Raw genomic sequence first — 23,072 nt, 5'->3', positions numbered from 1 at the left:
AAATATATAATCAAATGGAACTAAAATAATTTGGAGGGTATTTATGAAACCTTTTATGGATCAGGACTTCTTATTGTCAACCGAAACTGCAAAGACTTTATATCATGAATTTGCAAAAAATATGCCTATAGTGGATTATCATTGCCATATCAGTCCGAAGGAAATTGCCGAAGATGTCAGGTTTGAAAATATAACCAGACTTTGGCTTGGAGGGGACCATTACAAATGGAGGTTAATGCGCGCCAACGGCATAAGCGAATATTATATAACCGGTGATGCTCCTGACAAGGAAAAGTTTGAGAAATGGGCTCAGACCCTGGAATTGGCCATAGGTAATCCTATCTACCACTGGAGCCATCTTGAATTAAAGAGATATTTCGGTTATGATGGTATTTTAAATTCGGAAACTGCGGATGAAGTATGGGAACTTTGCAATGAAAAGCTTAAAAATCCGGATTTAAGCGCCAGGGGTATTATTAAAAAATCCAATGTTACTGTGCTTTGTACTACTGATGATCCGGTGGATTCTTTGGAATATCATATCAGCCTTTCCAAGGATCAAACCTTTGAAACCAAAGTGCTTCCTGCCTTCCGCCCTGATGAAGCCGTAAATATAGAAAAACCGGGATATAAGGCTTATCTTGAAAAACTGTCGGCCGTAAGCAATGTAAAAATAGATTCCTTTGCTGCCCTTTGTGAAGCACTTAAGAAACGTATGGAATTCTTTAATAATGTGGGATGCAAAACTGCCGACCATGGACTTGATTTTGTAATGTATTATCCTGCCGGTGAAGAAGAGATTGATAAGATAATGGAACGCCGCCTTGAAGGAGAGGTCCTTACCGAAGAGGAAATTCTGAAATTTAAAACCGCTTTATTGTTGTTCTTAGGCAGAGAATACAACCGCTTAAACTGGGTTATGCAGCTTCATTACGGGGTAAAGAGAGATAACAACACCCGTATGTATAAAATTATTGGGCCCAATACCGGCTATGACTGTATAAATAACAGTAGAAATTCATCGGCACAACTGGCAGACTTCCTCAATGCCCTTGATATGACCGATGAGCTTCCAAAAACAATCGTATACTCTCTCAACCCTGTTGACAATGCGGCCATTGACACAGTAATAGGATGCTTCCAGAATGACAGTGCTATCGGAAAGCTTCAGCATGGTTCGGCCTGGTGGTTTAATGACAATGAAATCGGCATGAGGGATCACCTTACCACTGTTTGCAGTTTAGGTATGATAAGCAACTTTGTCGGAATGCTTACGGATTCAAGAAGTTTTTTATCATATACAAGGCATGAATACTTCCGTAGGATCCTTTGTGACGTATTTGGAACAATGGTTGAAAGCGGAAGATTTCCTAAAGATATGAGGGTACTTAAAAAACTTGTGGAGGATATTTCCTACAACAACTGCATGAAATATTTCGGTTTCGATAAATTGTAAAATAAGATATTAAAAAATAAAAAAATCAAGTAAGAGGCATCTTAAGTAACAAGCAGCCTCCTACTTGATTTTTATTTATTTTATTTGCTCAACAAAACTCTTTCCGATTTCAGTCAAAGTGTTTATTTCATCGGTATCAGGTACCCACAATGATCGGATACCTTCGTTTACTACTGTAAAACCACAGTCTTTTAGCTTTTCTGTCAGCTGCTTTACAACTTCTCCGCTCCAGCCGTAACTTCCGAAAGCTGCAGCTTTTTTATTCTTAAATTTTAACCCCTTAACCATTTCCATAAGACCGCCTATGGAATGAAGCAACCCGTTATTTACCGTCGGACAACCGACAAGAATGGCTTTGGATTTAAAGATTTCGGTTATAAGGTTATTCTTATCTTCCTTTGAGGCATTATATAGTTTTACAGTTACTTCCGGATCGGCCTGGGTTATGCCTTTGGCGATCGCTTCAGCCATAATCCTGGTTGAGTTCCACATGGTGTCATAAATCAGGGTTATTTGGTTTTCCTGATAATCACCTGCCCATTCCAGATATTTTTCAATAATCTGGGCAGGATTATGCTTCCATATAACACCGTGGCTGGTGCATATCATATTAACCGGAAGATTAAAGCTTAAGACCTCTTCTATCTTCTTGGTTACAAATCTGCTGAAAGGGGTCAGTATGTTGGCATAATATTTAATTGCCTCATTATAAAGTTCACAATTATCCACCATATCGTTATATAAAGATTCTGTGGCATAGTGCTGACCGAATGCATCGTTGCTGAACAGAATATTTTCACCGGACATATATGTCATCATTGAATCCGGCCAGTGAAGCATGGGAGCTTCAATAAAAGTCAGGGTTGAACTGCCGATATTTAGGGTGTCTCCTGTTTTTACGGTTACAAAGTTCCAGTCCTTATGAAAATGACCCTTAATTATTTTAGCACCGTTTGCAGTACAGTATATAGGAGTATCAGGTATTTCCTTCATAAGTTCAAAAAGTGCACCGCTATGGTCTATTTCACTGTGATTGATTATAATATAGTCTATTTCTTTCAGGTCAATTTCTTTCTTTAAATTTGCCACAAATTCATTGTCATAAGGCAGCCATACGGTATCTATCAAAACCGTCTTTTCGTCTCTTACTAAATAAGAATTATAGGATGAGCCTTTGTTTGTTGAATATTCATGGCCATGAAAGGTTTTTAACTCCCAGTCGACTTTGCCGACCCATGTTACTTTGTCAGAAATTTTCTTTCCCATATAACACCTCTTCATAAGTTTATAGTGACAGGTATTAAGCTTATCTGTAAATCAACTTAATTTCCTTTGATTTAAATTATAGTTTATTATTTATATTTTTCTTTGATTCCTGTCACAATATTCATTCCTGTCACAATATTCAATTTTTGTCATATTGCAGGCTCCAAAGTTTAAGAATTTTTATTAAGCAGAAATTAAAGTCTATTTTCTTGCTTTCTTCGGTTGTATAAATGGGTATTTCGGTATAAAGGCTGCCGTCTATATAATATTTTGCAGAGCCTACCTGCTGGCCTTTAAATATCGGAGCTGTTAAATATTCGGGCAGGTTATATTCTATATGTACTTTTTCATCTTTTCCCAAAAGCAGGTTTAAGTCACCTTCGATTTTTAAACCTACATAGCCTCTTTGCCCATCTTCAACATAAAGAGGATTAAACTTTTTTTCTTCAAATATTTGTTTTTTTTCAAAATTCTCTATTCCGTAAGTCATAAGCCGTTTTGTTTCTGTCCATTTCAGATTTTTATTCGGGGGCCAGCCACAACCCAAAACTACGGATACTAATGTTCTGTCCGGCCGTTTTATGGCCCCCACAAAGCAATAACCTGCTTTTCCGGTAAAGCCTGTTTTTACCCCTATGGCTCCGTCCATCATGTAGAGGAATTTGTTTTTGTTTGTGACCGAAAAGGTCCTGCCATACTTAAGTTCTTTGAACTGATAGGATGCTGTATTGGTTATGGCAATAAAGTCTTTATTTTTTATGGCATAGGAGGCGATAACAGCCAGGTCCCTTGCCGTCGTGTAATGACCTTCCGCATCAAGGCCGCTGGGAGTGACAAAGTTAGTGTTGTTGCAATTTAACGATCTGGCCTTATCGTTCATCATAGTGGCAAATCCTTCAACAGATCCGCCTATATGTTCGGCTATGGCTACCGCAACATCGTTATGGCTTTCCAGCATAAGGGCATATAAAAGGTCTTTTAAGTAATACTGCTCTCCTTCCCTGATATTCAGCTGCACATCGGGCATACTGGCCGCATACGAAGATACATTGACCACATCATCCATTTTGCCTTTTTCCAATGCGATTATGCAGGTCATAATTTTTGTTGTACTGGCCATAGGCAATTTCTTATAACCGTTAACTTCGAATAGTACCCTGTCGTTTTCGGCATCCAAAAGAAGGGCGGCCTGGGCATTAAGTTTAAGCTTCTCGGAAGTATTCGTATTATCCTGTGGGTTTTGGGAATTTTCTTTAGCATTTAAATTTTCTGTCTTTAGCCTTTCTTCAAAATTATTTCTAAAGGGAATGTATTTAGGAAGTGTCATATTATAATAATTTTTAAGTGAATTATAATTGATCAGGAAAAAAATAAGGGCTATCATGCCGACAATAAGAGTTTTCATATTAACCCTAAATTTTATATTTATCAAATTAATCATCCTATCGAGTGTGCTTAGTTTAAATTTATTTGTAACTTTACTGACTTATTCCTAAGTTGTATAATTATGGTAATCATTATATTGACTTTCCTTTATTGTTAATAATATTTCCAAGGAGTAAGTTATTATGGATAAGGCAAAGGATATACTTCTTTCCTGCAGAAATCTTTCTAAATCTTATGAAAACGGTACAGTAATCACAAGGGTATTAAGAAATATCAATTTAGATTTTTATGAAGGTACCATAAGTTTAATTTATGGCAAAAGCGGCAGTGGAAAGACTACACTTTTAAATCTTCTGGCGGCACTGGACAAGCCCTCAAATGGTGAGATTTACTTTCGAGATAAGGCGTACGGGTCTATGACAGATTCACAGCTTTCAAAACTTCGTGGCAATAATTACGGGTTTGTCTTTCAGGCATTTCACCTTATAGGCCGTATATCTGTGGAAGATAATATCAAATGTCCGGGATATATAAACGGCAGGCAGATAGATACGAATTATTTTAATTATCTTGTCGACAGCCTGGACATAAGGTCATTACTTAATAAAATGCCAAATCAGATATCTGGTGGCGAACAGCAACGGGTCGCCATTGCCAGAGCTATGATTTTAAAACCTTGTATCGTATTTGCCGATGAACCCACCGGTAATTTAGATTCAATTAATACCGGTATTATTATTGATGTTTTTAAAAATCTCAATAAAAGGTACGGAACCACACTTATAATAGTCACTCATGAAGAAAATTTAATTGATAACTGCGACCAAGTCATACGGCTTAAGGACGGTGAAATATTAATTGAAAAAGGCCAAAACTAGCTATATAAAACTTGTACGGTTATTAATAAAAAATAATAAATTACTTTATTCTCTCTCATTATTTACGTTAATTTTCGGATTTTCATTTTCTTGCGTTTTTTTCTCCATAAGTGGTGCCATAATTGATACCAAGCAAAAATCCACCGTAAAAACTTACGGAAAATTTTTGGTGGTCATATCTGATATCAGTAATGAACATGCATCAGAAATTAAAACAAGTATTCCTGATTATGATTACAAGCAATTTCAAATATTAGGCAATTTAACATACCAGGATACTAAAATTACCTACGGGTATACGGAACAGAAAATGGGTGACTATTTAGGTTTTAAGCTAATCTGCGGAACCTGGCCGTCTGCAGCAGAACAGATAGTGATTGAAGAATATCTGGCGACAAAACTGGGTCTTGATAAGCTTCCCTGCTTTGTAGATATGTTTATCGAGGATACCAAAAAAACTTACGAGATTACCGGAATTATATCCAATTATTCTTGTAATTTATCTGTAGATGTTAATAGGTCTTTAAATACCAATGTCTATCCTTCAGCCATTTACGGTGGTGAATTTGACGATAAAGCCGGTATAAGTCTGGTAGTCAGTCAGAAAAATTTAAATTTTAAAACAGCCGACAATGATATATGGGATTTTTTAAGTAAATACAGAAAGCTTCCTTCTGGAAGCAATAACCTAAGCTTAAATGAAAAATTGACCTGGCACGGTTTTGATGATCTTAAAGACATAATAAATTCCAGGGTTGTGCACTCTTTATTGCTTTATATTTTTATGCTAATTACGGAAATTATTATTATACGGTCATTTATGTTAAAAAATAAAAATACTTTTTATATTTTTAAAGCTCTGGGCTTGTCTGCCAGGGAAAATAAGATACTGATGATCCGGTTAATATCTTTTTTTCTTGTATCGGCTCTGGCATTAAGTTACCTTATGGTATATTCTGTTGGTTTAGCTTATATAAACCAGACCTTTTCAGAATATAAAGAAGCCTTCAGCCGTGAGATTTTAAAATATTTCACAATACAGTTAATAACGGTTTTTCTGCTTTTATTCGGCTTTATAATCATAATAATAATGTCAGAAGATCTGCAAATTATGGAAGGTATTAAATTTGTCAAAAAAAGAAACTCCAATTTGAAATTCAAGAAAATTAATATTAATACGGTTTTTATGTATACAGTATTACTGTTTTGCATTATTGCTTCCATGAATTTTATGACCATGTTTAAAACCGACCTAAAAATCGAATACAGTTTATATTCCAAAAAAACATTTTCAAGCGAAAATATAGGCACTTATAATGTGGCATTATATCAGGACCGATATTTTCCTTTTTCGGTTCTTGATACTTTAAAAAAATACAGCAAATACATCAGTATATCAACTGAAGGGGAAGCTTTGCAGTTTTCAATACTGTTTGAAAAAGGAAAAACAGACCCATATTTCAAAAATTTGATAGACAGCGATACCAGATATTCCTCGAAAAACGAAGATAAAATTTTCATTTCCGGGGAAGCAGCAAAATACACTGCCGTACCCGTTAATCAAATTTCTATTCAAGTCTTGCCGGATAAAGAGCTTAACGAGTTTATGAAAAAGCATGATATAAACCTAAGTTATTCAGAGCCTGATTCTTTGACAGATAAAAATTTATCATGCATATTGATTGTTCCCAATTACGATGGCGGTCATGAAAATGCCGTTATTAAGGAAAAAGGGTATATAAATATAGGCGGAATCAATAAAATAAATGATGAATTTAGCTTCCATATCGAAAAATTCAAGGTAGAAAAATTAATCACACCTGTTACATCACAATCAATGCCGATACAAATGGTAATTTCCGAAGAAACAGCCAAAAAAAGCAGCAGTATCTTGGGATATAATATTATTTCTGTTACGGTTAAGGATGATACTCCAGAAGACTTATTATATGAAATAGATAACATTATATATTCGATCGCAGCTTCCGTACAGGGAGGTATGTTAGGGTCAACCTTAAAGGAAGCGACTGATAATAAGCTTCTTAAGAATTATACCGGTCTTTTAAGTAATACAATAATTATTTTTTGTATTATGTCGGTTATTATATATATAAATTTAAGTACATTTGTTAATTGGGAAAATAATAAACATGAATATGGAGTTTTGCGAAGTTTCGGCATGAGTTATCATATTTTGCAGCATAAACTTTTTATGCAGTTTACCATCAGTATATTATGTTCAACCGTAATAGCAAGTTTACTTGGATACCTGGCTTTTCCCGGAAAATACGGCATGACACCCGGTCAGGTGGCGGTATCATTGTTTACATCATTGATCGTGACATATTTTTGCAGAATAATTTTATATTTTATCTATAAAAAGCAAACTATCAGCAGCATGGTTAATGATGCTTAATTTATTAGTCATATTTTAATAATACAAATGTATATGGGATGAAAACGAAAGCACGCTTATAAAGCGTGCTTAAATCTTTATTTTTATGTTTTATATATCCAAGGTTATCTGCTCGGCTTCTTCTTCGGCCTGCAGCTTAAAGTCTTCTAATTTTTCCGGATTAACAGCCGGAAGATTATCAAGGGAATTAAGGCCGAAAGTTCTTAAAAACTCTTCAGTTGTTCCAAATAATATGGGTTTTCCGGGTGCATCAAGCCTTCCGACTTCACAGATTAAATTATATTCTATCAATTTGTTAATGGCATGGTCCGATTTTACACCGCGGATAGTTTCTATCTGAAGCTTTGTTATGGGCTGTTTATAGGCAATGATTGATAAAGTTTCCAGTAAAACATCGGTTAGAACGTGTTTTTTAGGTATTCGGGTAATTTTTATTATGGTATCATACATGGAAGCTTTGGTACACATCTGATAAGCCCCGTCCAGTTCGATTATTTGAATACCCCTGCTTTCGTCAGCATATTTGTCCATCATATTATGTATAATCTTTTTTGTTGTTTCTTCATCATGATCTATGGCCTGAGCCAGACGGCTAAGTTCAACAGCTTCTCCCATTGTAAATAGTATTGCCTCTATTTGTGCTTCTGCCTGCTTAAGTTCCACTAGAATCCTGCCTCCTCGATTTGAATAATGTCCGATGCAAGATATGTAATTTTTATGTCATCAAACATTTTTTCCTGCTCAATCTTCATTCTTCCGAGCCTGATAAGTTCCAAAATTCCTAAAAAAGTAACTATAATCTCCATTTTGGAGCTTTGATTTTCAAGTAAATTTCTGAAATAAAAAACCTTATGCTTTATACCGTATTCCTGAATTTTTGCAAATACTTCAGTCAGATTTATATCTTCTCTTTCTATCTTTCCGAATTTGCTGCGAATAGGGTCTATTTTGTCGTTTTGCCTTTTCATTATGGACCGGTATATTTCATGAAGTTTTTGCAAAGTAATATCGCCGATTATTTCACTGGGATCTATTTCTTCTTTATAGTTTGCGATTTCTTTCGGAATGGTAGGCTGCTTAAATAAATATCTTGCGGCATCTTCCTGTTTTTCTTTTAATATTTCCGAAACATACTTAAACATTTTATATTCCAGCAGCCTTTCAACAAGTTCCTGCCTGGGGTCTGTCTGTTCTTCTTCGGTTTTTTCCTGAACAGGAAGCAGCATTCGGGATTTAATATTGATAAGAGTGGCAGCCATAACCAGAAATTCACTCATGATTTCCAGGTTTTTATTTTCCATCTGACTTATGTAATCCAGATATTGCTCTGTAATTTCTACAATAGGTATATCGTATATATTTATTTTATTCTTGTCTATTAAATGAAGCAGAAGGTCCAGCGGACCTTCGAATGCCTCCAGTTTTACAGGAATGCTCATAATGCTCCTTTCATCCGGGAAAATCTATTTAATATTTTAATCGGCTTTTAAATTTATTACAACCAGTTCGGGAGGATTAAATATTCGCGGCATAAAAGAATGGGTACCCAAACCTCTGGATACGACCATATATCTCCCGTTATCCTCAAACAATCCGGCATCATACTTAGGAAAAAGCTTTACCTGGGGCGAAACTATCCCACCGATAAAAGGAAGCCTTATAAGGCCTCCGTGTATATGGCCGGAAAGGACTAGATCCGCACCCCAGAGGATGTAATCTTTAAAATAAACCGGATTATGGGCTATCAGTATCTGGCAGCCTTCCCTGGATCTTTTTCCGATTTTATCGGTTATATAATCCTTAGTTAAACTTTCGGATTTGCTCTTATAATATTCATAGTCAATAGAAAGGCCTGTTATATTCAGAGTATTATTCTTTATCTTAAGTGTAATGGTATTGTTATCAAGTATAAAAACTCCCATTTCCTTAAGTTTTGACTTAAAAACAGTCCAGGATCTTACAAGCTCATTATCCGGTATACCGTTTTCATCCCGGTTATGTTCCATATCTTCAAACCTTTGCTCGTGGTTGCCGTAAGCAAAGTAAACCGGATAACTATCGGACAGATCTTTGATAAGATTATAGGCCTTGCCCGGATAACAGGGTTTTCTTTTTGTAATAAGATCTCCTGCTATTATAACAAAATCCGGATTTACTTTAAATATTTTTTGAAGCAAAGCTTTATTTCCCTTTCCGAATCCGGTATTGTGAATATCGGAAAGAAGAACAAAAGAAACACCTTCGGAATCTATACCATTATCTTTAAGGTTAATGGTATACTCCTTTTTTACAATTATTTTTTGCTCTATAAAAGACCAGATAAAAACAAGCAGTATTAAAGCGGCAAATATATATACATAAATCATGGTTTCTCCAATTTTACATTATATTTTCAACTAAAATTTTTTTATCCATTATACTATACCTGTAAGGATAAGAACTGTCAACACAAATGAAAACAGGATGTTTTAGCAGGCATTAAATATCAGTAAATCTTGGGTATAAGTTAGGGCATTACTTCTGTATGAAAAATCTTTTTAATGCTTTTGCCAGACAATCAAGAAACCCGGCTTTTTCTACATTCGATTTTGCCAGAATATCAACACTTCCGATTTGCGCATTCTCATAATAGTAGACAACTTCTCCTATTTTATCACCGGCCTTTACAGGAGCTTTTATCTTATCATATAAAACCACTTCTTTCCGTATATTTTCCGCTTTCTTCCCTTTGTCGCAAAGATAGGAAAATTCCTTTTTTACTTCCCCTTCGACAAAGTCGGAAACACCTTTTGTTACTTTGACCGGGTCAATAACCAAGTCCTTGTTATCGTCAACATAAATAGAGTAATTGGCAAACCCGTAATTTAACAGTTTGGCGGCTTCCATAAAACGGGTTTTGGTATCGGGAGCGGCCATAATCACAGCAATCAGATCCATATTATTGCGTCTGGCAGTTGCAGAAAGGCAATATTTTGCCACACTGGTTGAACCGGTTTTAAGGCCGGTAATGCCCTTATAAGATTTAATAAGTTTATTGGTATTGGTAAGGCCGAATTCTGTTCTGCCTTTTTTTGTTTCATGGACAAAAGTATCCATCCATATGGTGGCATAATTACTGATTTGGGGATATTTTGTTATTAGTTCTCTGGACATAAGGGCCACATCATAAGCTGTTGTATAATGATTGTCTGTATCCAAGCCTGTGCAGTTGACAAAATTGGTATTGTTCATGCCTAATTCTTTGGCTTTTGCATTCATTCTGGCAACAAACTCTTCTTCGGAACCTGCAATATGTTCAGCCATGGCTACACTGGCATCATTGGCACTGGCTATACTTATACATTTTATCATGGTATCAACTTTCTGCACTTCATAAGGCTCCAAAAAGACCTGAGAACCTCCCATGGAAGCCGCATGTTCACTTACGGAAACATCATCTGTAAGTTTGATCTGGCCTGATTCTAAGGCTTCGAAAATCAAAAGCAAAGTCATAATTTTTGTTATACTGGCCGGTTTAAGCCTTTCGTCTTTATTTTTTTCATATAAAACTTTGCCTGTGGACCCTTCCATTAATACAGCCGCCTGGGAAGCCAGCTCCAGTTTCGGATCTGCCATAGCCGCAACCGGAATTGCATCTTCCATGTCAGGTTTGGACATATTTATTTTTGCATGGACTAAAGCACTGGACCAGGTAAGGTTAATTAACACTGATAAAATAATTAGGGCAGTAATTTTTTTCATATTAAACTCCGCATGATTCTTGTTTACTAATATTTTAATCCATGCCCTTTGATTTTAGACCTACCTTAAGTAAATTTGTCTACAAAATAAGGCTTACCTGACGGTTACTATACATACAAGCTTTTTTCCTTTTACATTTGCGATTATCTTTGTTCTTCCCGGTTTTTTTGCTTTTATTTTGCCGAAAATGCTTACTGTGGCAACTTCAGGATTACTGCTTTTATAACTTGCAAAAAGTACAGGCCCCTTTATCCGTAACCGGTATTTATCTCCCGGTTTTAGTTTTAAATTTTTCTTATTCAAATCAATTACTTTTACCCGGCATTTTAATTTTTTATTGTCAACCTTGGCAATTATAAATGCTTTTCCTGTCTGATAGGCGGTGACTTTTCCGTTTATGTTAACCCCGGCCACACGAAAGTTGGTGGAATAAAAGCTGACCCTTTTGTTTATACCGTACACAAACAGTTTAACCTCTTCCCCTTTTGTCATGATAAGTTCCTGCCTGTTAAGATGAAGGCTGAAGGGAAGGGTTATTGTCTTACGGTAATATAAGCCGGAATTTCTGTATAACATAAAAATTATCAGAAAAATAATAAATGATATTAAAATAGATTTTATAATCCGTTTTATTCGATCGTTTTTTTTGCAGGTTATTTTCCTCATCCTCCGATTATATAATCAGATATGATAAAATATTAATTTTTGGTTTTATATATGGCTTTATTATATAATATGAGATTTTTTACAGATCTGACTTGAGAAATGGTATTTTAAGAAAATATGCTGTATTGTGATTATAATTTTATATAATAAATGCCGTTATTTGTGCTGTAAAAACGGTTTACGAATCAGATTATGACACAAATAACGGCATTTTATATATATCTTTATGAAGTAGGGCAATTGTTAATATTTATCTTAAATCCAAAACGCCGTCTTTAGTTACCACACTATAAATATAAGGAGGGCGTTCAGGCTTTTCTTTGCCGAAAACATATGCATTAAGAATTCTCTTTTTAGCTTCTTTTCTCTTTTCATCATCATTGGCATACAAAGTTACTATGGGTTCGTTCTTTGAAACCTTATCACCCAGCTTTTTATGAATAACAATACCGACACTTAAATCTATCGTGCTGTCTTTTGTTACTCTTCCGCCTCCCAATACCACGGACGCCATTCCGATTTCGTCGGTACGGATATCCGTCACATATCCGTCTTCGGGAGCTTTTACTTCATAAATAATAGATGCTTTTTTAAACAGTTCAGGATTGTAGATAAATGAGCTGTCTCCGCCCTGGGCACTGACAAACTCGGCAAATTTATCAAGCGCCTTGCCGCTACGTATAGTTTCAAGCAGTAATTCTCTGCCTTCTTCGGGACTTTTTACCCTTCCGGCACCTAAAAGCATATAAGAAGCCAGAGTAACACTGACCTCAAGTAAATCCTCAGGGCCTTTACCGGACAAGGTTTCTATAGCCTCTATAACTTCAATGGAATTTCCTACTGCTCTTCCCAAAGGCTGATTCATATCGGTTATAACTGCATAAGTAGGTTTTCCTGCCAGGGTACCGATCTGAACCATTTCCTTTGCCAAAGCAAGAGAATCTTCATATTTTTTCATAAAGGCACCGCTTCCGGTTTTTACGTCAAGAACAATTACGTCGGCTCCGGAAGCCAGTTTTTTGCTCATTATACTGGAAGCAATTAATGAAATATTGTCTACTGTTGCCGTAACGTCTCTTAGGGCATATATTTTTTTGTCTGCCGGAGCCAGATTGGCGGTTTGACCGACAATTGCCATCTTTATTCTGTTTACATTGTCAATAAACTGCTCGGGAGATAAAGAAGTCGAAAAACCTGGAATACTTTCAAGTTTATCTATAGTGCCGCCGGTATGGCCCAGTCCTCTTCCGGACATCTTTGCTACGGGAACTCCGAGACAGGCAACCATAGGACTTAATACCAGAGAGGTTTTATCTCCTACTCCGCCTGTACTGTGCTTATCGACCTTTACCCCATGAATTGCTGTTAAATCCAGCATATCACCGCTATTTGCCATAGCAACGGTTAAATGGGCCGTTTCTTCATGGGTCATTTTATTAAGGCAAACGGCCATTAAAAAGGCGGACATTTGGTAATCGGGAATTTCCCCCTTGGTATAACCGTTTACTATAAATTCAATTTCTTCTTTATTCAGTTCTCCGTGATTTTTCTTTTTATTTATCAAATCATACATTTGCATAAGGACCTCTCCTGTTCAAAATATATTTAATAATTAAAGTAATGCATTAATAAGTATACCATTTTTATAAAAAAATCCTACTATTTATTTCAAAAATTTTATTTTTATACAAAATTTGGATTGACTATTTAATTAAAAAATTATAAAATGATACAACATCTAGAAGGGAGGATAGAAATGAGCTTTGAATTTATAAGAGAGGTAATTTCGCCTGAAGAGCTTAGAAAAGCTTTTCCTTTGCCTGAAAAAGACGCGCTAATAAAAAAAGAAAGGGATAAAAAAATAAAAGAAGTCATAACCGGTGAGTCCGATAAATTCCTTGTTATAATCGGTCCCTGTTCTGCTGATAATGAGGACGCCGTATGTGATTATATATCAAGACTTGCCAGAGTGCAGGAAAAAGTTGAGGATAAAATAATAATTATACCGAGATTATATACAAATAAACCCAGAACCACAGGAGAAGGCTATAAAGGGGTTGTTCATCAGCCTGATCCCGAAAAAGATCCCGACCTACAGGAAGGCCTTATAACAATGAGAAGGATGCACCTTAGGGCTATAGCCGAAACGGGGCTTACGGTAGCTGATGAAATGCTTTATCCGGAAAATTGGCCTTATGTAATGGATGTGCTTTCTTATGTGGCTGTCGGTGCCAGATCCGTTGAAAATCAGCAGCACAGGCTTACAATAAGCGGTATGGATATACCTGCCGGCATGAAAAATCCTACCAGCGGTGACTTTTCTGTAATGCTTAATTCGGTTGTGGCAGCTCAGGCAAGCCATACGTTTTTATATCGTAAATGGGAGGTAAAAACATCCGGAAACCCTCTTGCCCATACAATTCTTAGGGGTGCAGTAAACAAACATGGCCAGGCCATACCCAATTACCATTATGAAGACCTTATACGCTTGCTTAATATGTATCAGGAGAGGAATTTAAAGAATCCTGCCACTATAGTTGATGCTAACCATGCCAATTCAAATAAGAAATATGACGAGCAACCAAGAATAGTAAAGGAAGTTCTTCACAGCAGAAGAATTAATCCTGATATAGCCAAGCTGGTTAAGGGAGTTATGATTGAAAGTTATATAGAAAGCGGCAATCAGCCTGTAAAAGGTCATATATACGGCAAATCCATAACAGACCCGTGTCTCGGCTGGGAAGAATCCGAGAAATTGATTTATACTATTGCGGATTTACTGTAATATTGATTTATTCTAATGTAAAACCTGCCGTTATTTTTGCATCATACGCCTATAAATGCAAACTTTTATGAAGCAAAAATAACAGCAGGCTTTTTTGTCTAATGCTATTTATATGTTGAGTCTAATTATATACGTTTATAACCTGTTTTAACTTGAATTATGCCCTGGGATGAGTATTCATATATACTTCACGAATGTTTTGATTGCTGTAAGTCATGTAAAAATCGGTATATCCCAAAAATCTTTGAACAACGCCGATATCGGCCCCGTTGTCCAGCATATGGGCGGCAAAAGAATGACGAATAGTATTGGGATTAATCTCTTCTATTCCGGCTCTTTTTGCATATTCTTTAAGGATTTTCCAAAAACCTTGCCGGCTTAACTGTTCTCCGTGACTGTTCAGGAAAAGATAGTCCTTGTTTTTCTTATTAAAGGCTATGTCACGTATATCCAAATATGCTTTTAAGGCTCTTTTGGCAGCCGAACCGAACGGTATGATTCTTTCCTGCTTGTCTCCGCATGTTATGTATTTTCCGTATAGGTTAATATCGATCATTTTAATATTTATTATTTCAGACACCTTTATTCCGGTGGCGTATAAAAGTTCAAGCATAGCCCTGTCCCGGATTCCTTTTGATGTGGTAATATCCGGTTGCTTAAGCAGTTCCAGTATCTTTTTTTCGTCCAATATATGAGGCGGTTTTTTTACCACTTTCGGAGCTTTTATCCGTTCCGAAGGGTCTATATTTATTATGCCGTTTCTCAAAAGAAACAACAAAAAGGCTTTCATAGACGCAATATGCCTTGACACCGATGCCGGCGACATACCGTCCTTTTCCAAATAAAGAATGTAAGAATTTAGACTGGTTTCTGTTATTTTTGAAACTTTTTCAATCCCCTGGTGGCTAAGATAAGATTCCAACTTTTCCAAATCATTTTGATAAGCCCTGACTGTGTTCAGTGAAGCATGTTTTACTTCCTTTAGATAGGTTATAAAATCTTCGATCTGTTGCTTCATCCCCGACCTCCTCATTTGCTTTAGTTTAACATTTATAAACTATGTATAGTATAAAGCACCAGAATTTTTTTCAGAAAAAAAGATCCCACATATGCTTCCAGAAAACTGCCCAGTAAAATCAAAGCTGTAAGAAAGATCAGCAAAAATATATATGATTTTAAGTGTCTAATAATAAAACCCAAACTACCTGGGTTATCATAGTTTATTGTTCTGGAAAGGCGATAGCCGTTGTACAGACTTAATATCATAATCGGAATATATATAAGTCCATGAGGAAATATATAAGCTAAAATCAGCAACAAACCTTTTATCCCATACTGCATTGCAACGGACGATATAAAAAAACCTGTGGTAAATCCGAATACTACAAGCTTAAAGAGCATATAAGGAATTCCTAACACCGTAATGCAAAGCAGCCAAAAAACAATAAATTCTCTGAAGTTTTTGCCAAGTATATAAAAGAACAATCCCGAATAATCTATATCTTCTCTTACAATTTCGGGGAATATATGGTTATGGTAATTTATCATCATATCATAGTAAAACGGTTGAAATACGTTGGCAAATAATATGCCTACAAGTAATCCGACTACAATGAGGAGGATTGACAGCTGAACAAAAGTCAGTTTCTGCAATTTTATTTTTAATAATTTCATTATCCATCCCGCCTTGTTTTGTTTTGTCAAATCAAACTGTATATATATTGATTTGTCAATAGATTAATATGACGGGATTTCAAAAATAGAACAAGCTTATTTATAAAACAATTTATGTTTTAAGGCTAAAAGGCCCGCAACAGTTTTGGCATCGGTTATTTTGCCTGAATATATCATGGAAATTAATTCGTCCAATGAATGACGTTCTACGTTTATAAATTCTCCGTCATCCAAGTTTTGCTTTGACGGAACAATATCATCCGAATAGTAAATCTTAATCATCTCATTACAAAAAGCTACTGTTGTATGTACATCTATTAAATGTTCCGCTTTTAAAGGTTTGTATCCGGTTTCTTCTTCACATTCCCTCATTGCACAGGTCATATTATCTTCTCCTTGGTTAAGGCTGCCTGCGGGAATCTCAAGAGTATAATCGTCAATGGCATTTCTGTACTGACGGACCATAATAATATTACCGTCCTTATCAATCGGTATTATAGCGGAAGCACCATGATGTTCTATAAAATCATAAGTGGTTTCTCTGTCATTATCAATCAATATGGTATCTTTATATATATTTATTAATGTCCCTTTGTAGGCTAGTTCTCTTTTTATTCTTTTAAGATGTTCCAATTTTATGCACCTCAGTATTCTTTACGGTTATTTTTTTAGGGTCAGTTTTTCGGCTCTGTTAAAACATGCTTCGGTAGCTTTCATTATGGCATTGCGAAAACCATGCTCTTCCAAAGCCTTTACGGCGGCTATGGTGGTTCCGCCCGGTGAACATACCTTATCCTTTAAGGCACCAGGATGCTCTCCTGTTTCTAAAACCATGGCAGCGGCACCCAAAACGGTCTGAGCTGCCAAAATATATGCCTTGTCCCGGGGGATACCAAGATCAACTACACTGTCAGCCAATGCTTCAATAAACATATAGACATAAGCCGGTGAACTGCCGCTGGCGCAAGTTACCGCATTCATTAACTTTTCGTCAAAAACCTCGTATCTTCCGAAAGAGCTAAAGAAACGGCCGATAATTTCTTTTTCTTCATCAGAAAAAGAGCCGGAAGAATAGCTGATACCGGTAATACCTTTGAAAATTAAGGCCGGAGTATTGGGCATGGCTCTTACTATTTTTGCGGGAAAACCGAGTTTTTCTCTGATTGAATCTATACTTATTCCTGCCGCTATTGATATTATAATCTGATTGGTTATAACATCTTTAATTTCATCCAAAACTTCAGGCATAAATTGAGGTTTTACGGCAAGGACCAGATATTTGCACTTTTTTGCCACAGATATATTACTGTCTTCGGCCGGTATACCAAGTTGGCTTTCTGTTTCCTGACATTTTTGGGCAGATGCATCAAAATATACAAGTTCATTTTTACCGAAGGTACTATAACAAGCTTTTAAGAGGGCAAATCCCATATTTCCTGCCCCTATAAATCCAAACAATGCCATAAATTTACCTCTTTCATATGTTAATAATTTTTATTTATAAGATAAAGGATTATATCCGGAAGATTTTATTTTAATTAGATTTAAAAGAATATAATTGCATTAAACTCTTTTAAAATAATAACACAAAAATTAGAAAATAGGTAGTATTTCTTTTAAATAGTTTATCAAAAATAAAGATTTATTTTAATAAATAACAGTATTTTCAATATAAATCAGAATATGTTATGAATATACAATAAAGAAAACTTTTTATTGTAATGTTTAAATAAAGGCCTGAAGTTTAAATTTTTAATTTAATGCTATTTTTTATATAACATATAATAAATATAACATATAAAGAGGCCGGCGCCTATATAGCGCAGCCTCTTTAGTTTATCAAAAGTATTTCCTGATAAAAGGCATCTTTTATTTTTGGTTAGTTCCATAAATATTTTAATTGGTTTTGCCGTAATTCAAAATTATGATAAGTCCTCAAGAAAGTTTTCAATCCTGTCCATACCTTTTTTGATCTGTTCAATGGATATTGCGTATGAAAGACGGATATGGTCGTCAAAGCCAAAGTCATTGCAAGGAATTACAGCCACTTTATAATCCTCAAGAAGTATGGAAGCCATAGTATCTACGCTGCCGATTTTTTGGCCTTTATATGATTTATTTAAAACTTCGCTTATGTCAATAAACATATAAAAAGCCCCCTGAGGTTTTACGGCCGATATATGTTTCATACCCGAAATACGCTCGTACATATAGTCCCTGCGTTTTTCGAATTCATTCTTCATATCATAAACAAAATCCTGTGGGCCGATAAGAGCTTCATATGCGGCTTTTTGGGCGATTGAATTAGGGTTGGAAGCCAGATGGCTCTGTACGCTGCTCATAAGTTTTGCTATCTCTTTTGTCGAGCCGGTATATCCGATTCTCCATCCTGTCATGGAATAGCTTTTGGAGAGGCCGCTGCAGGTTATAGTTCTTTTATAAATTTCATCATTTAATGAAGCTATACTTATATGTTTTTCGTCTCCGTATATTAAGTATTCATAAATTTCATCGGCTACGACATAGATATCTTTCTTTATTGCCACTTCGGCTATAGCTTCCAACTCTTCCTTGGTATATACCATACCTGAAGGATTATTGGGGGAATTTAAAATGAAAGCTTTTGTTTTTTCCGTACAGGCTTCTTCTATTTGCTTGGCAGTAACCTTATAATTTTGGGTTTTATCGGCTCTTATATATACAGGAACACCGTCTGAAAGCCTTACCATTTCGGGATAACTTAACCAATAAGGAGCAGGAATTATTACTTCATCACCGGGATTTAATATGGCTGAAAATACATTGGCCAAAGAATGCTTTCCGCCGTTACTTACAACTATTTGATCGGGCTCGTATTTTATATTGTTAAACTTTAAGAATTTATCGCATATTGCTTTGCGAAGCTCCAACATTCCTGCTACCGGAGTGTATTTTGTGAAGCCTTCATCCAAAGCCTTAACAGCAGCGTCACAAATATTTTTTGGCGTATTAAAGTCCGGCTCTCCCGCGCCGAAGCCAACAACATCAATTCCGTTTGCCTTCATTTCCTTGGCTTTTGCAGTTATAGCCAATGTAGAAGATGGTTTTACCGCCATAGCTTTTCTCGATAATGTTAATGACATACTGCACCTTCCTTATTCCTTTTTTTCTTTGCTGTAAAATTATATAACATTGTAATATATGATTTTTTAAATTGCAACAAAAATATTAAAAAATTTCAAAAAAGTATTTTGGAGTGTAGGCATATGTCCGTATACGGCGGAATTATTGTGCAATTTGTCTAAAAGCGGAGTACATTGAATAAGAGGGGTATTAATCGAATTCATTATATTGATTATATAAATAAGTTAATAAAAAAGGGTGTCATTTAAAGACACCCTCTAATTTTCTTACTTTGCATATTCTATTACTCTGGATTCTCTGATAACATTAACCTTGATCTGTCCCGGATATTCTAATTCACTTTCAATTTTCTTTGATAAGTCACGAGCAAGTAATACCATGTCAGCATCACTGATCTGTTCAGGAACTACCATTACTCGGATCTCCCTACCCGCCTGGATAGCGTATGACTTATCTACTCCTTTAAAGCTATTGGTAATATCCTCTAATTGTTTAAGCCTGTTGGTGTATGTTTCCAAGGTTTCTCGTCTTGCTCCAGGTCTTGCTGCCGATATTGTATCTGCAGCCTGAACTATACATGCAATCAAAGACTGGAACTCTTCATCACCATGATGAGCTGCGACAGCATTGATAACAATAGGCGATTCTTTATATTTCTTACACAAATCTACACCAATCTGTACATGCGTTCCTTCGACTTCATGATCCACAGATTTACCGATATCATGCAGTAATCCTGCACGTTTTGCAAGTCTTACATCAACTCCTATTTCACTGGCTAACAAGCCTGCTATAATGGCAACTTCAACAGAATGTTTCAAAGCATTCTGACCATAACTTGTCCTAAATTTCATTTTGCCCAGATGCTTAATCAGTTCAGGATGAAGCCCATGGACACCGGCTTCAAGAGCAGCTGCTTCACCGGCTTCACGGATCATCACATCAACTTCTTTTTGGGCTTTTTCAACCATTTCTTCGATTCTTGCAGGATGTATTCTTCCGTCTACTATAAGTTTTTCCAGTGCAATCCTTGCTACTTCTCGTCTGATCGGATCGAAGGCTGATAATATTACAGCTTCAGGTGTATCATCAATAATTAAATCTACGCCTGTTAAGGTTTCAAGGGTTCTTATGTTGCGACCCTCTCTACCGATAATTCTTCCTTTCATTTCGTCGTTAGGAAGTTGCACAACCGAGATTGTGGTCTCGGCCACATGGTCTGCCGCGCAGCGTTGAATTGCATTTACGATTAATTCCTTGGCTTTTTTGTCAGCTTCTTCTTTTGCCCTGCTCTCCATTTCCTTAATGAGAACAGCGGTTTCAAGCTTAACTTCTTCCTCAACAGTCTTTAAAAGATATTCCTTAGCTTGTTCGGAGGTTAATCCGGAGATCTTCTCCAGCTCCTGTAGTTGTTTAGCATGGAATTCTTCGACATCTTGCTTTAATTTATCAAGTTCGGCTTCTTTTAAAGCAAGTTTAGCTTCCTTTTTTTCCAGTGCTTCGGTTTTCCGGTCCAAAATCTCTTCCTTAGTCAGAACCCGTTTTTCATAGCGTTGTAGCTCTGCTCTTCTTTCCTTAGTTTCCCTCTCAAACTCATTCTTAGCTCTGAGAGCTTCCTCCTTAGCTTCGAGTAAAGCTTCTCTTTTCTTGGTTTCGGCAGTTTTCAAAGCTTCATCTATGATTTCCCTTGCTTTTTCTTCTGCGCTGCCTATCTTAGCCTCATATACTTTTATACGATAAGCAATCGCAAGTTTCCAAGCCAGAGGAGCAACTATCAGGAAGGTAGCAATAACCGCAATTATTACTTCGAGCACAGGAGCACCTCCTTATTCAGTTTTCATTGTACAATTACAAAATCAATTCTAGTAAATTCACAACCTTATTTGCAAGTAGAATCTTCAAATATTCTTCTTGCTCCTAAAGTTATTTAGAAATTCAATTTTATAAATAATACAATAAATTAATTTTATACCGTATTTATGAATCTGTCAAGTATAGCTAAAATTAATTTAGTACAAGACAAAATAATGTATGCATAAATTTAAACTAAAATGTAAATATATACACAAGGTAAAACCAAGGGTTTGTTTTATAAGTTATAAATAATCATGGCTAAGGATAATAGGATAAATTTCCTATTTTATGATATAATTAATAAGATAGGAAAATCCTGCGAAATTCCTATCTTATTAAATGTCAAGCAAATGTTATATTTATTTATAACTGTGAGCCTATAAAATAAAATCCTCTGCTTTCTTTTAAATATACAGGTATAATTTTACCGATCAGGCTTTTATCTCCGGGGAAATGTACGAGCATATTGCTGCTTAACCTTCCTGTAAGCAGGGAACTGTCATGCTCATTGACTTCCTCAACCAATACTTCCTGAACCGTGTTTTCATAACGCTTGGAGTTATTTTGCACAGATTTATGAATTTCTTCAACCAATCTGTCAAAACGCTCTTTTGCTACTTCAGCCGGCACCTGGTTATCCATATTGGCGGCGGGAGTACCCGTTCGTTTTGAATATAAAAATGTATAGGCATTGCTGTATTGGACCTTTTTTACAACATCCAGGGTTTCAAGGAAATCTTCTTCGGTTTCTCCCGGAAAGCCTACAATGATATCGGTTGTAAGAGCAATATCGGGTACAGCTTTGCGGATTCTTTCCACCAAATCAAGATAATCTTCTTTTGTATATTTTCTGTTCATAATCTTTAATAATCTGCTGCTTCCCGATTGCAGAGGAAGATGCAGGTGTTTGCAGATCTTTTTTGATGAGCCCAAAACATCTATAAGTTCCTGGGACAAATCCTTAGGATGGGAAGTCATAAAGCGTATTCTTTGTATTCCGTCTATTTTTTCGACTTCCTGTAAAAGCTTTGCAAAACTTGTAGGAGGGTTAAGAGTTTTGCCGTATGAGTTTACATTTTGTCCCAGAAGCATAACTTCTATAACACCGTCTTGTGCCAGGGCCTTTATTTCATCAATAATATCTTGGGGATTTCTGCTTCTTTCTCTGCCTCGAACGTAAGGAACTATACAATAGCTGCAGAAATTATTGCATCCGTATATAATGTTAACTCCTGCTTTAAACGGATATTTTCTGTCATTGGGCAGGTTTTCTACTATCATGTCCGTATCATTCCATAAATCAATAACCATATGATCGGAATGGTCGCCGCCGGTTTTTTCATTATCCAGCCTGGTCTTTATAAGTTCTGCAAGCTTGAAAATATTATGGGTACCGAAAATTATATCTACAAAATTATAGGATTTCTTGATTTTTTCTACCGTTGTATTTTCCTGCATCATACAACCGCACAAAGCAATAAGCATGTCGGGGCGTTGCTTTTTTAAGGTATATAAGTGGCCCAGCCTGCCGTAAACACGGTTATTGGCATTTTCTCTTACAGTACAGGTATTATATAGGACAAAATCGGCATCTTCAGTATCGGTCGGAACATAACCGATTTGCTTTAAGATACCAGATATTTTTTCAGAATCCCTGCTGTTCATCTGGCATCCGAATGTTACTATATGAAAGGTTTTTCTGATGCCGGTTTTTTGGTATTCCTTTTCAAATCTTTCTTTCAGTTCATTAATTATATTTAGTTGCCTTTGGGCTTCCAGTTCGTTTTTTATTATGTTTTCCACAGTTACCTCCAAATCATTTGTATT

The 23,072-nt window shown here is 36.0% G+C and carries 19 protein-coding genes; 4 read left to right on the top strand and 15 right to left on the bottom strand.

Annotated features, from left to right (window positions below; translation table 11 throughout):
* Positions 1-43: 43 nt before the first annotated feature.
* The gene (gene uxaC / locus HHT355_RS05475) at positions 44-1,456 is read left to right on the top strand and encodes a glucuronate isomerase (RefSeq protein ID WP_103202427.1); all 1,413 of its coding nucleotides are present in this window, start codon (positions 44-46) and stop codon (positions 1,454-1,456) included.
* Between the two features lie 75 nt (positions 1,457-1,531).
* Here uxaC and HHT355_RS05470 read toward each other — a convergent pair whose 3' ends face one another.
* Entirely contained in the window at positions 1,532-2,722 is a 1,191-nt protein-coding gene (locus HHT355_RS05470; protein ID WP_103202426.1) for an anaerobic nitric oxide reductase flavorubredoxin, read from the bottom strand.
* Between the two features lie 139 nt (positions 2,723-2,861).
* Entirely contained in the window at positions 2,862-4,154 is a 1,293-nt protein-coding gene (locus HHT355_RS05465) for a D-alanyl-D-alanine carboxypeptidase family protein (RefSeq protein ID WP_158245898.1), read from the bottom strand.
* A gap of 136 nt (positions 4,155-4,290) precedes the next feature.
* Here HHT355_RS05465 and HHT355_RS05460 point away from each other — a divergent pair, with 136 nt between their 5' ends.
* Both HHT355_RS05460 and HHT355_RS05455 read left to right on the top strand, forming a co-directional pair.
* Positions 4,291-4,986, top strand: a complete 696-nt coding sequence (locus HHT355_RS05460; protein WP_103202424.1) for an ABC transporter ATP-binding protein — start codon at positions 4,291-4,293, stop codon at positions 4,984-4,986.
* Positions 4,967-7,402, top strand: coding sequence for an FtsX-like permease family protein (locus HHT355_RS05455; protein ID WP_103202423.1), 2,436 nt, complete (start codon positions 4,967-4,969; stop codon positions 7,400-7,402). Before HHT355_RS05460 ends, HHT355_RS05455 begins: the two co-directional genes overlap by 20 nt.
* Positions 7,403-7,492: 90 nt before the next feature.
* Here HHT355_RS05455 and scpB read toward each other — a convergent pair whose 3' ends face one another.
* The 6 genes from scpB to HHT355_RS05425 all read right to left on the bottom strand — a co-directional run bounded on the left by scpB (position 7,493) and on the right by HHT355_RS05425 (position 13,388).
* Positions 7,493-8,065 (bottom strand): SMC-Scp complex subunit ScpB, encoded by a 573-nt coding sequence (scpB, locus tag HHT355_RS05450; RefSeq protein WP_103202422.1) that lies wholly within the window; start codon positions 8,063-8,065, stop codon positions 7,493-7,495.
* On the bottom strand, positions 8,065-8,841 hold the full coding sequence (locus HHT355_RS05445) for a segregation and condensation protein A (protein ID WP_103202421.1): 777 nt from the start codon (positions 8,839-8,841) through the stop codon (positions 8,065-8,067). The genes scpB and HHT355_RS05445 overlap by 1 nt, the downstream gene beginning before the upstream one ends.
* A gap of 36 nt (positions 8,842-8,877) precedes the next feature.
* Positions 8,878-9,768 (bottom strand): metallophosphoesterase, encoded by an 891-nt coding sequence (locus HHT355_RS05440; RefSeq protein WP_103202420.1) that lies wholly within the window; start codon positions 9,766-9,768, stop codon positions 8,878-8,880.
* A gap of 148 nt (positions 9,769-9,916) precedes the next feature.
* On the bottom strand, positions 9,917-11,143 hold the full coding sequence (locus tag HHT355_RS05435; RefSeq protein ID WP_103202419.1) for a D-alanyl-D-alanine carboxypeptidase family protein: 1,227 nt from the start codon (positions 11,141-11,143) through the stop codon (positions 9,917-9,919).
* 93 nt (positions 11,144-11,236) lie between these two features.
* Entirely contained in the window at positions 11,237-11,809 is a 573-nt protein-coding gene (locus HHT355_RS05430; RefSeq protein ID WP_103202418.1) for an Ig-like domain-containing protein, read from the bottom strand.
* Positions 11,810-12,059: 250 nt separating this feature from the next.
* Complete coding sequence (locus tag HHT355_RS05425; RefSeq protein ID WP_103202417.1) at positions 12,060-13,388, bottom strand: pyrimidine-nucleoside phosphorylase; 1,329 nt, start codon at positions 13,386-13,388, stop codon at positions 12,060-12,062.
* 177 nt (positions 13,389-13,565) lie between these two features.
* Here HHT355_RS05425 and HHT355_RS05420 point away from each other — a divergent pair, with 177 nt between their 5' ends.
* Positions 13,566-14,594, top strand: a complete 1,029-nt coding sequence (locus HHT355_RS05420) for a 3-deoxy-7-phosphoheptulonate synthase (RefSeq protein WP_103202416.1) — start codon at positions 13,566-13,568, stop codon at positions 14,592-14,594.
* A 157-nt stretch (positions 14,595-14,751) separates the two neighbouring features.
* Here the strand turns inward: HHT355_RS05420 and HHT355_RS05415 are convergent, their stop codons facing one another.
* The 7 genes from HHT355_RS05415 to miaB all read right to left on the bottom strand — a co-directional run bounded on the left by HHT355_RS05415 (position 14,752) and on the right by miaB (position 23,048).
* Positions 14,752-15,612, bottom strand: a complete 861-nt coding sequence (locus HHT355_RS05415) for a tyrosine-type recombinase/integrase (protein ID WP_103202415.1) — start codon at positions 15,610-15,612, stop codon at positions 14,752-14,754.
* A gap of 32 nt (positions 15,613-15,644) precedes the next feature.
* Positions 15,645-16,268, bottom strand: coding sequence for a stage II sporulation protein M (locus tag HHT355_RS05410; protein ID WP_103202414.1), 624 nt, complete (start codon positions 16,266-16,268; stop codon positions 15,645-15,647).
* 96 nt (positions 16,269-16,364) lie between these two features.
* Positions 16,365-16,901: an NUDIX domain-containing protein gene (locus HHT355_RS05405; protein WP_103202413.1), complete on the bottom strand. Its 537-nt coding sequence runs from the start codon at positions 16,899-16,901 to the stop codon at positions 16,365-16,367.
* A gap of 27 nt (positions 16,902-16,928) precedes the next feature.
* Positions 16,929-17,732, bottom strand: a complete 804-nt coding sequence (gene proC / locus HHT355_RS05400) for a pyrroline-5-carboxylate reductase (protein WP_103202412.1) — start codon at positions 17,730-17,732, stop codon at positions 16,929-16,931.
* 458 nt (positions 17,733-18,190) lie between these two features.
* Positions 18,191-19,390, bottom strand: a complete 1,200-nt coding sequence (locus tag HHT355_RS05395; protein WP_103202411.1) for a pyridoxal phosphate-dependent aminotransferase — start codon at positions 19,388-19,390, stop codon at positions 18,191-18,193.
* A 267-nt stretch (positions 19,391-19,657) separates the two neighbouring features.
* A complete protein-coding gene (gene rny / locus HHT355_RS05390) occupies positions 19,658-21,205 on the bottom strand; it encodes a ribonuclease Y (protein WP_103202410.1) in 1,548 nt (515 codons plus the stop codon).
* Positions 21,206-21,608: 403 nt separating this feature from the next.
* Positions 21,609-23,048 carry a tRNA (N6-isopentenyl adenosine(37)-C2)-methylthiotransferase MiaB gene (gene miaB / locus HHT355_RS05385; RefSeq protein ID WP_330403372.1) on the bottom strand — a complete coding sequence of 480 codons (1,440 nt, stop codon included), beginning with the start codon at positions 23,046-23,048 and terminating at the stop codon, positions 21,609-21,611.
* Positions 23,049-23,072 lie beyond the last annotated feature (24 nt).

It is taken from the genome of Herbinix hemicellulosilytica, assembly GCF_002904165.1.
GTDB classification, from domain to species: domain Bacteria; phylum Bacillota; class Clostridia; order Lachnospirales; family Lachnospiraceae; genus Mobilitalea; species Mobilitalea hemicellulosilytica.
Note: the sequence above shows the minus strand (reverse complement) of the source record. Positions and strands in the feature narration are given on the sequence as shown.

What these genes read in the sequence shown, in the direction of transcription:
- uxaC (WP_103202427.1), top strand. Translation starts at nt 44, where the DNA reads ATGAAACCTTTTATGGATCAGGACTTCTTATTGTCAACCGAAACTGCA.
- HHT355_RS05470 (WP_103202426.1), bottom strand. Translation starts at nt 2,722, where the DNA reads ATGGGAAAGAAAATTTCTGACAAAGTAACATGGGTCGGCAAAGTCGAC.
- HHT355_RS05460 (WP_103202424.1), top strand. Translation starts at nt 4,291, where the DNA reads ATGGATAAGGCAAAGGATATACTTCTTTCCTGCAGAAATCTTTCTAAA.
- HHT355_RS05445 (WP_103202421.1), bottom strand. Translation starts at nt 8,841, where the DNA reads ATGAGCATTCCTGTAAAACTGGAGGCATTCGAAGGTCCGCTGGACCTT.
- HHT355_RS05440 (WP_103202420.1), bottom strand. Translation starts at nt 9,768, where the DNA reads ATGATTTATGTATATATATTTGCCGCTTTAATACTGCTTGTTTTTATC.
- HHT355_RS05435 (WP_103202419.1), bottom strand. Translation starts at nt 11,143, where the DNA reads ATGAAAAAAATTACTGCCCTAATTATTTTATCAGTGTTAATTAACCTT.
- HHT355_RS05430 (WP_103202418.1), bottom strand. Translation starts at nt 11,809, where the DNA reads ATGAGGAAAATAACCTGCAAAAAAAACGATCGAATAAAACGGATTATA.
- HHT355_RS05425 (WP_103202417.1), bottom strand. Translation starts at nt 13,388, where the DNA reads ATGCAAATGTATGATTTGATAAATAAAAAGAAAAATCACGGAGAACTG.
- HHT355_RS05420 (WP_103202416.1), top strand. Translation starts at nt 13,566, where the DNA reads ATGAGCTTTGAATTTATAAGAGAGGTAATTTCGCCTGAAGAGCTTAGA.
- HHT355_RS05415 (WP_103202415.1), bottom strand. Translation starts at nt 15,612, where the DNA reads ATGAAGCAACAGATCGAAGATTTTATAACCTATCTAAAGGAAGTAAAA.
- HHT355_RS05410 (WP_103202414.1), bottom strand. Translation starts at nt 16,268, where the DNA reads ATGAAATTATTAAAAATAAAATTGCAGAAACTGACTTTTGTTCAGCTG.
- proC (WP_103202412.1), bottom strand. Translation starts at nt 17,732, where the DNA reads ATGGCATTGTTTGGATTTATAGGGGCAGGAAATATGGGATTTGCCCTC.
- HHT355_RS05395 (WP_103202411.1), bottom strand. Translation starts at nt 19,390, where the DNA reads ATGTCATTAACATTATCGAGAAAAGCTATGGCGGTAAAACCATCTTCT.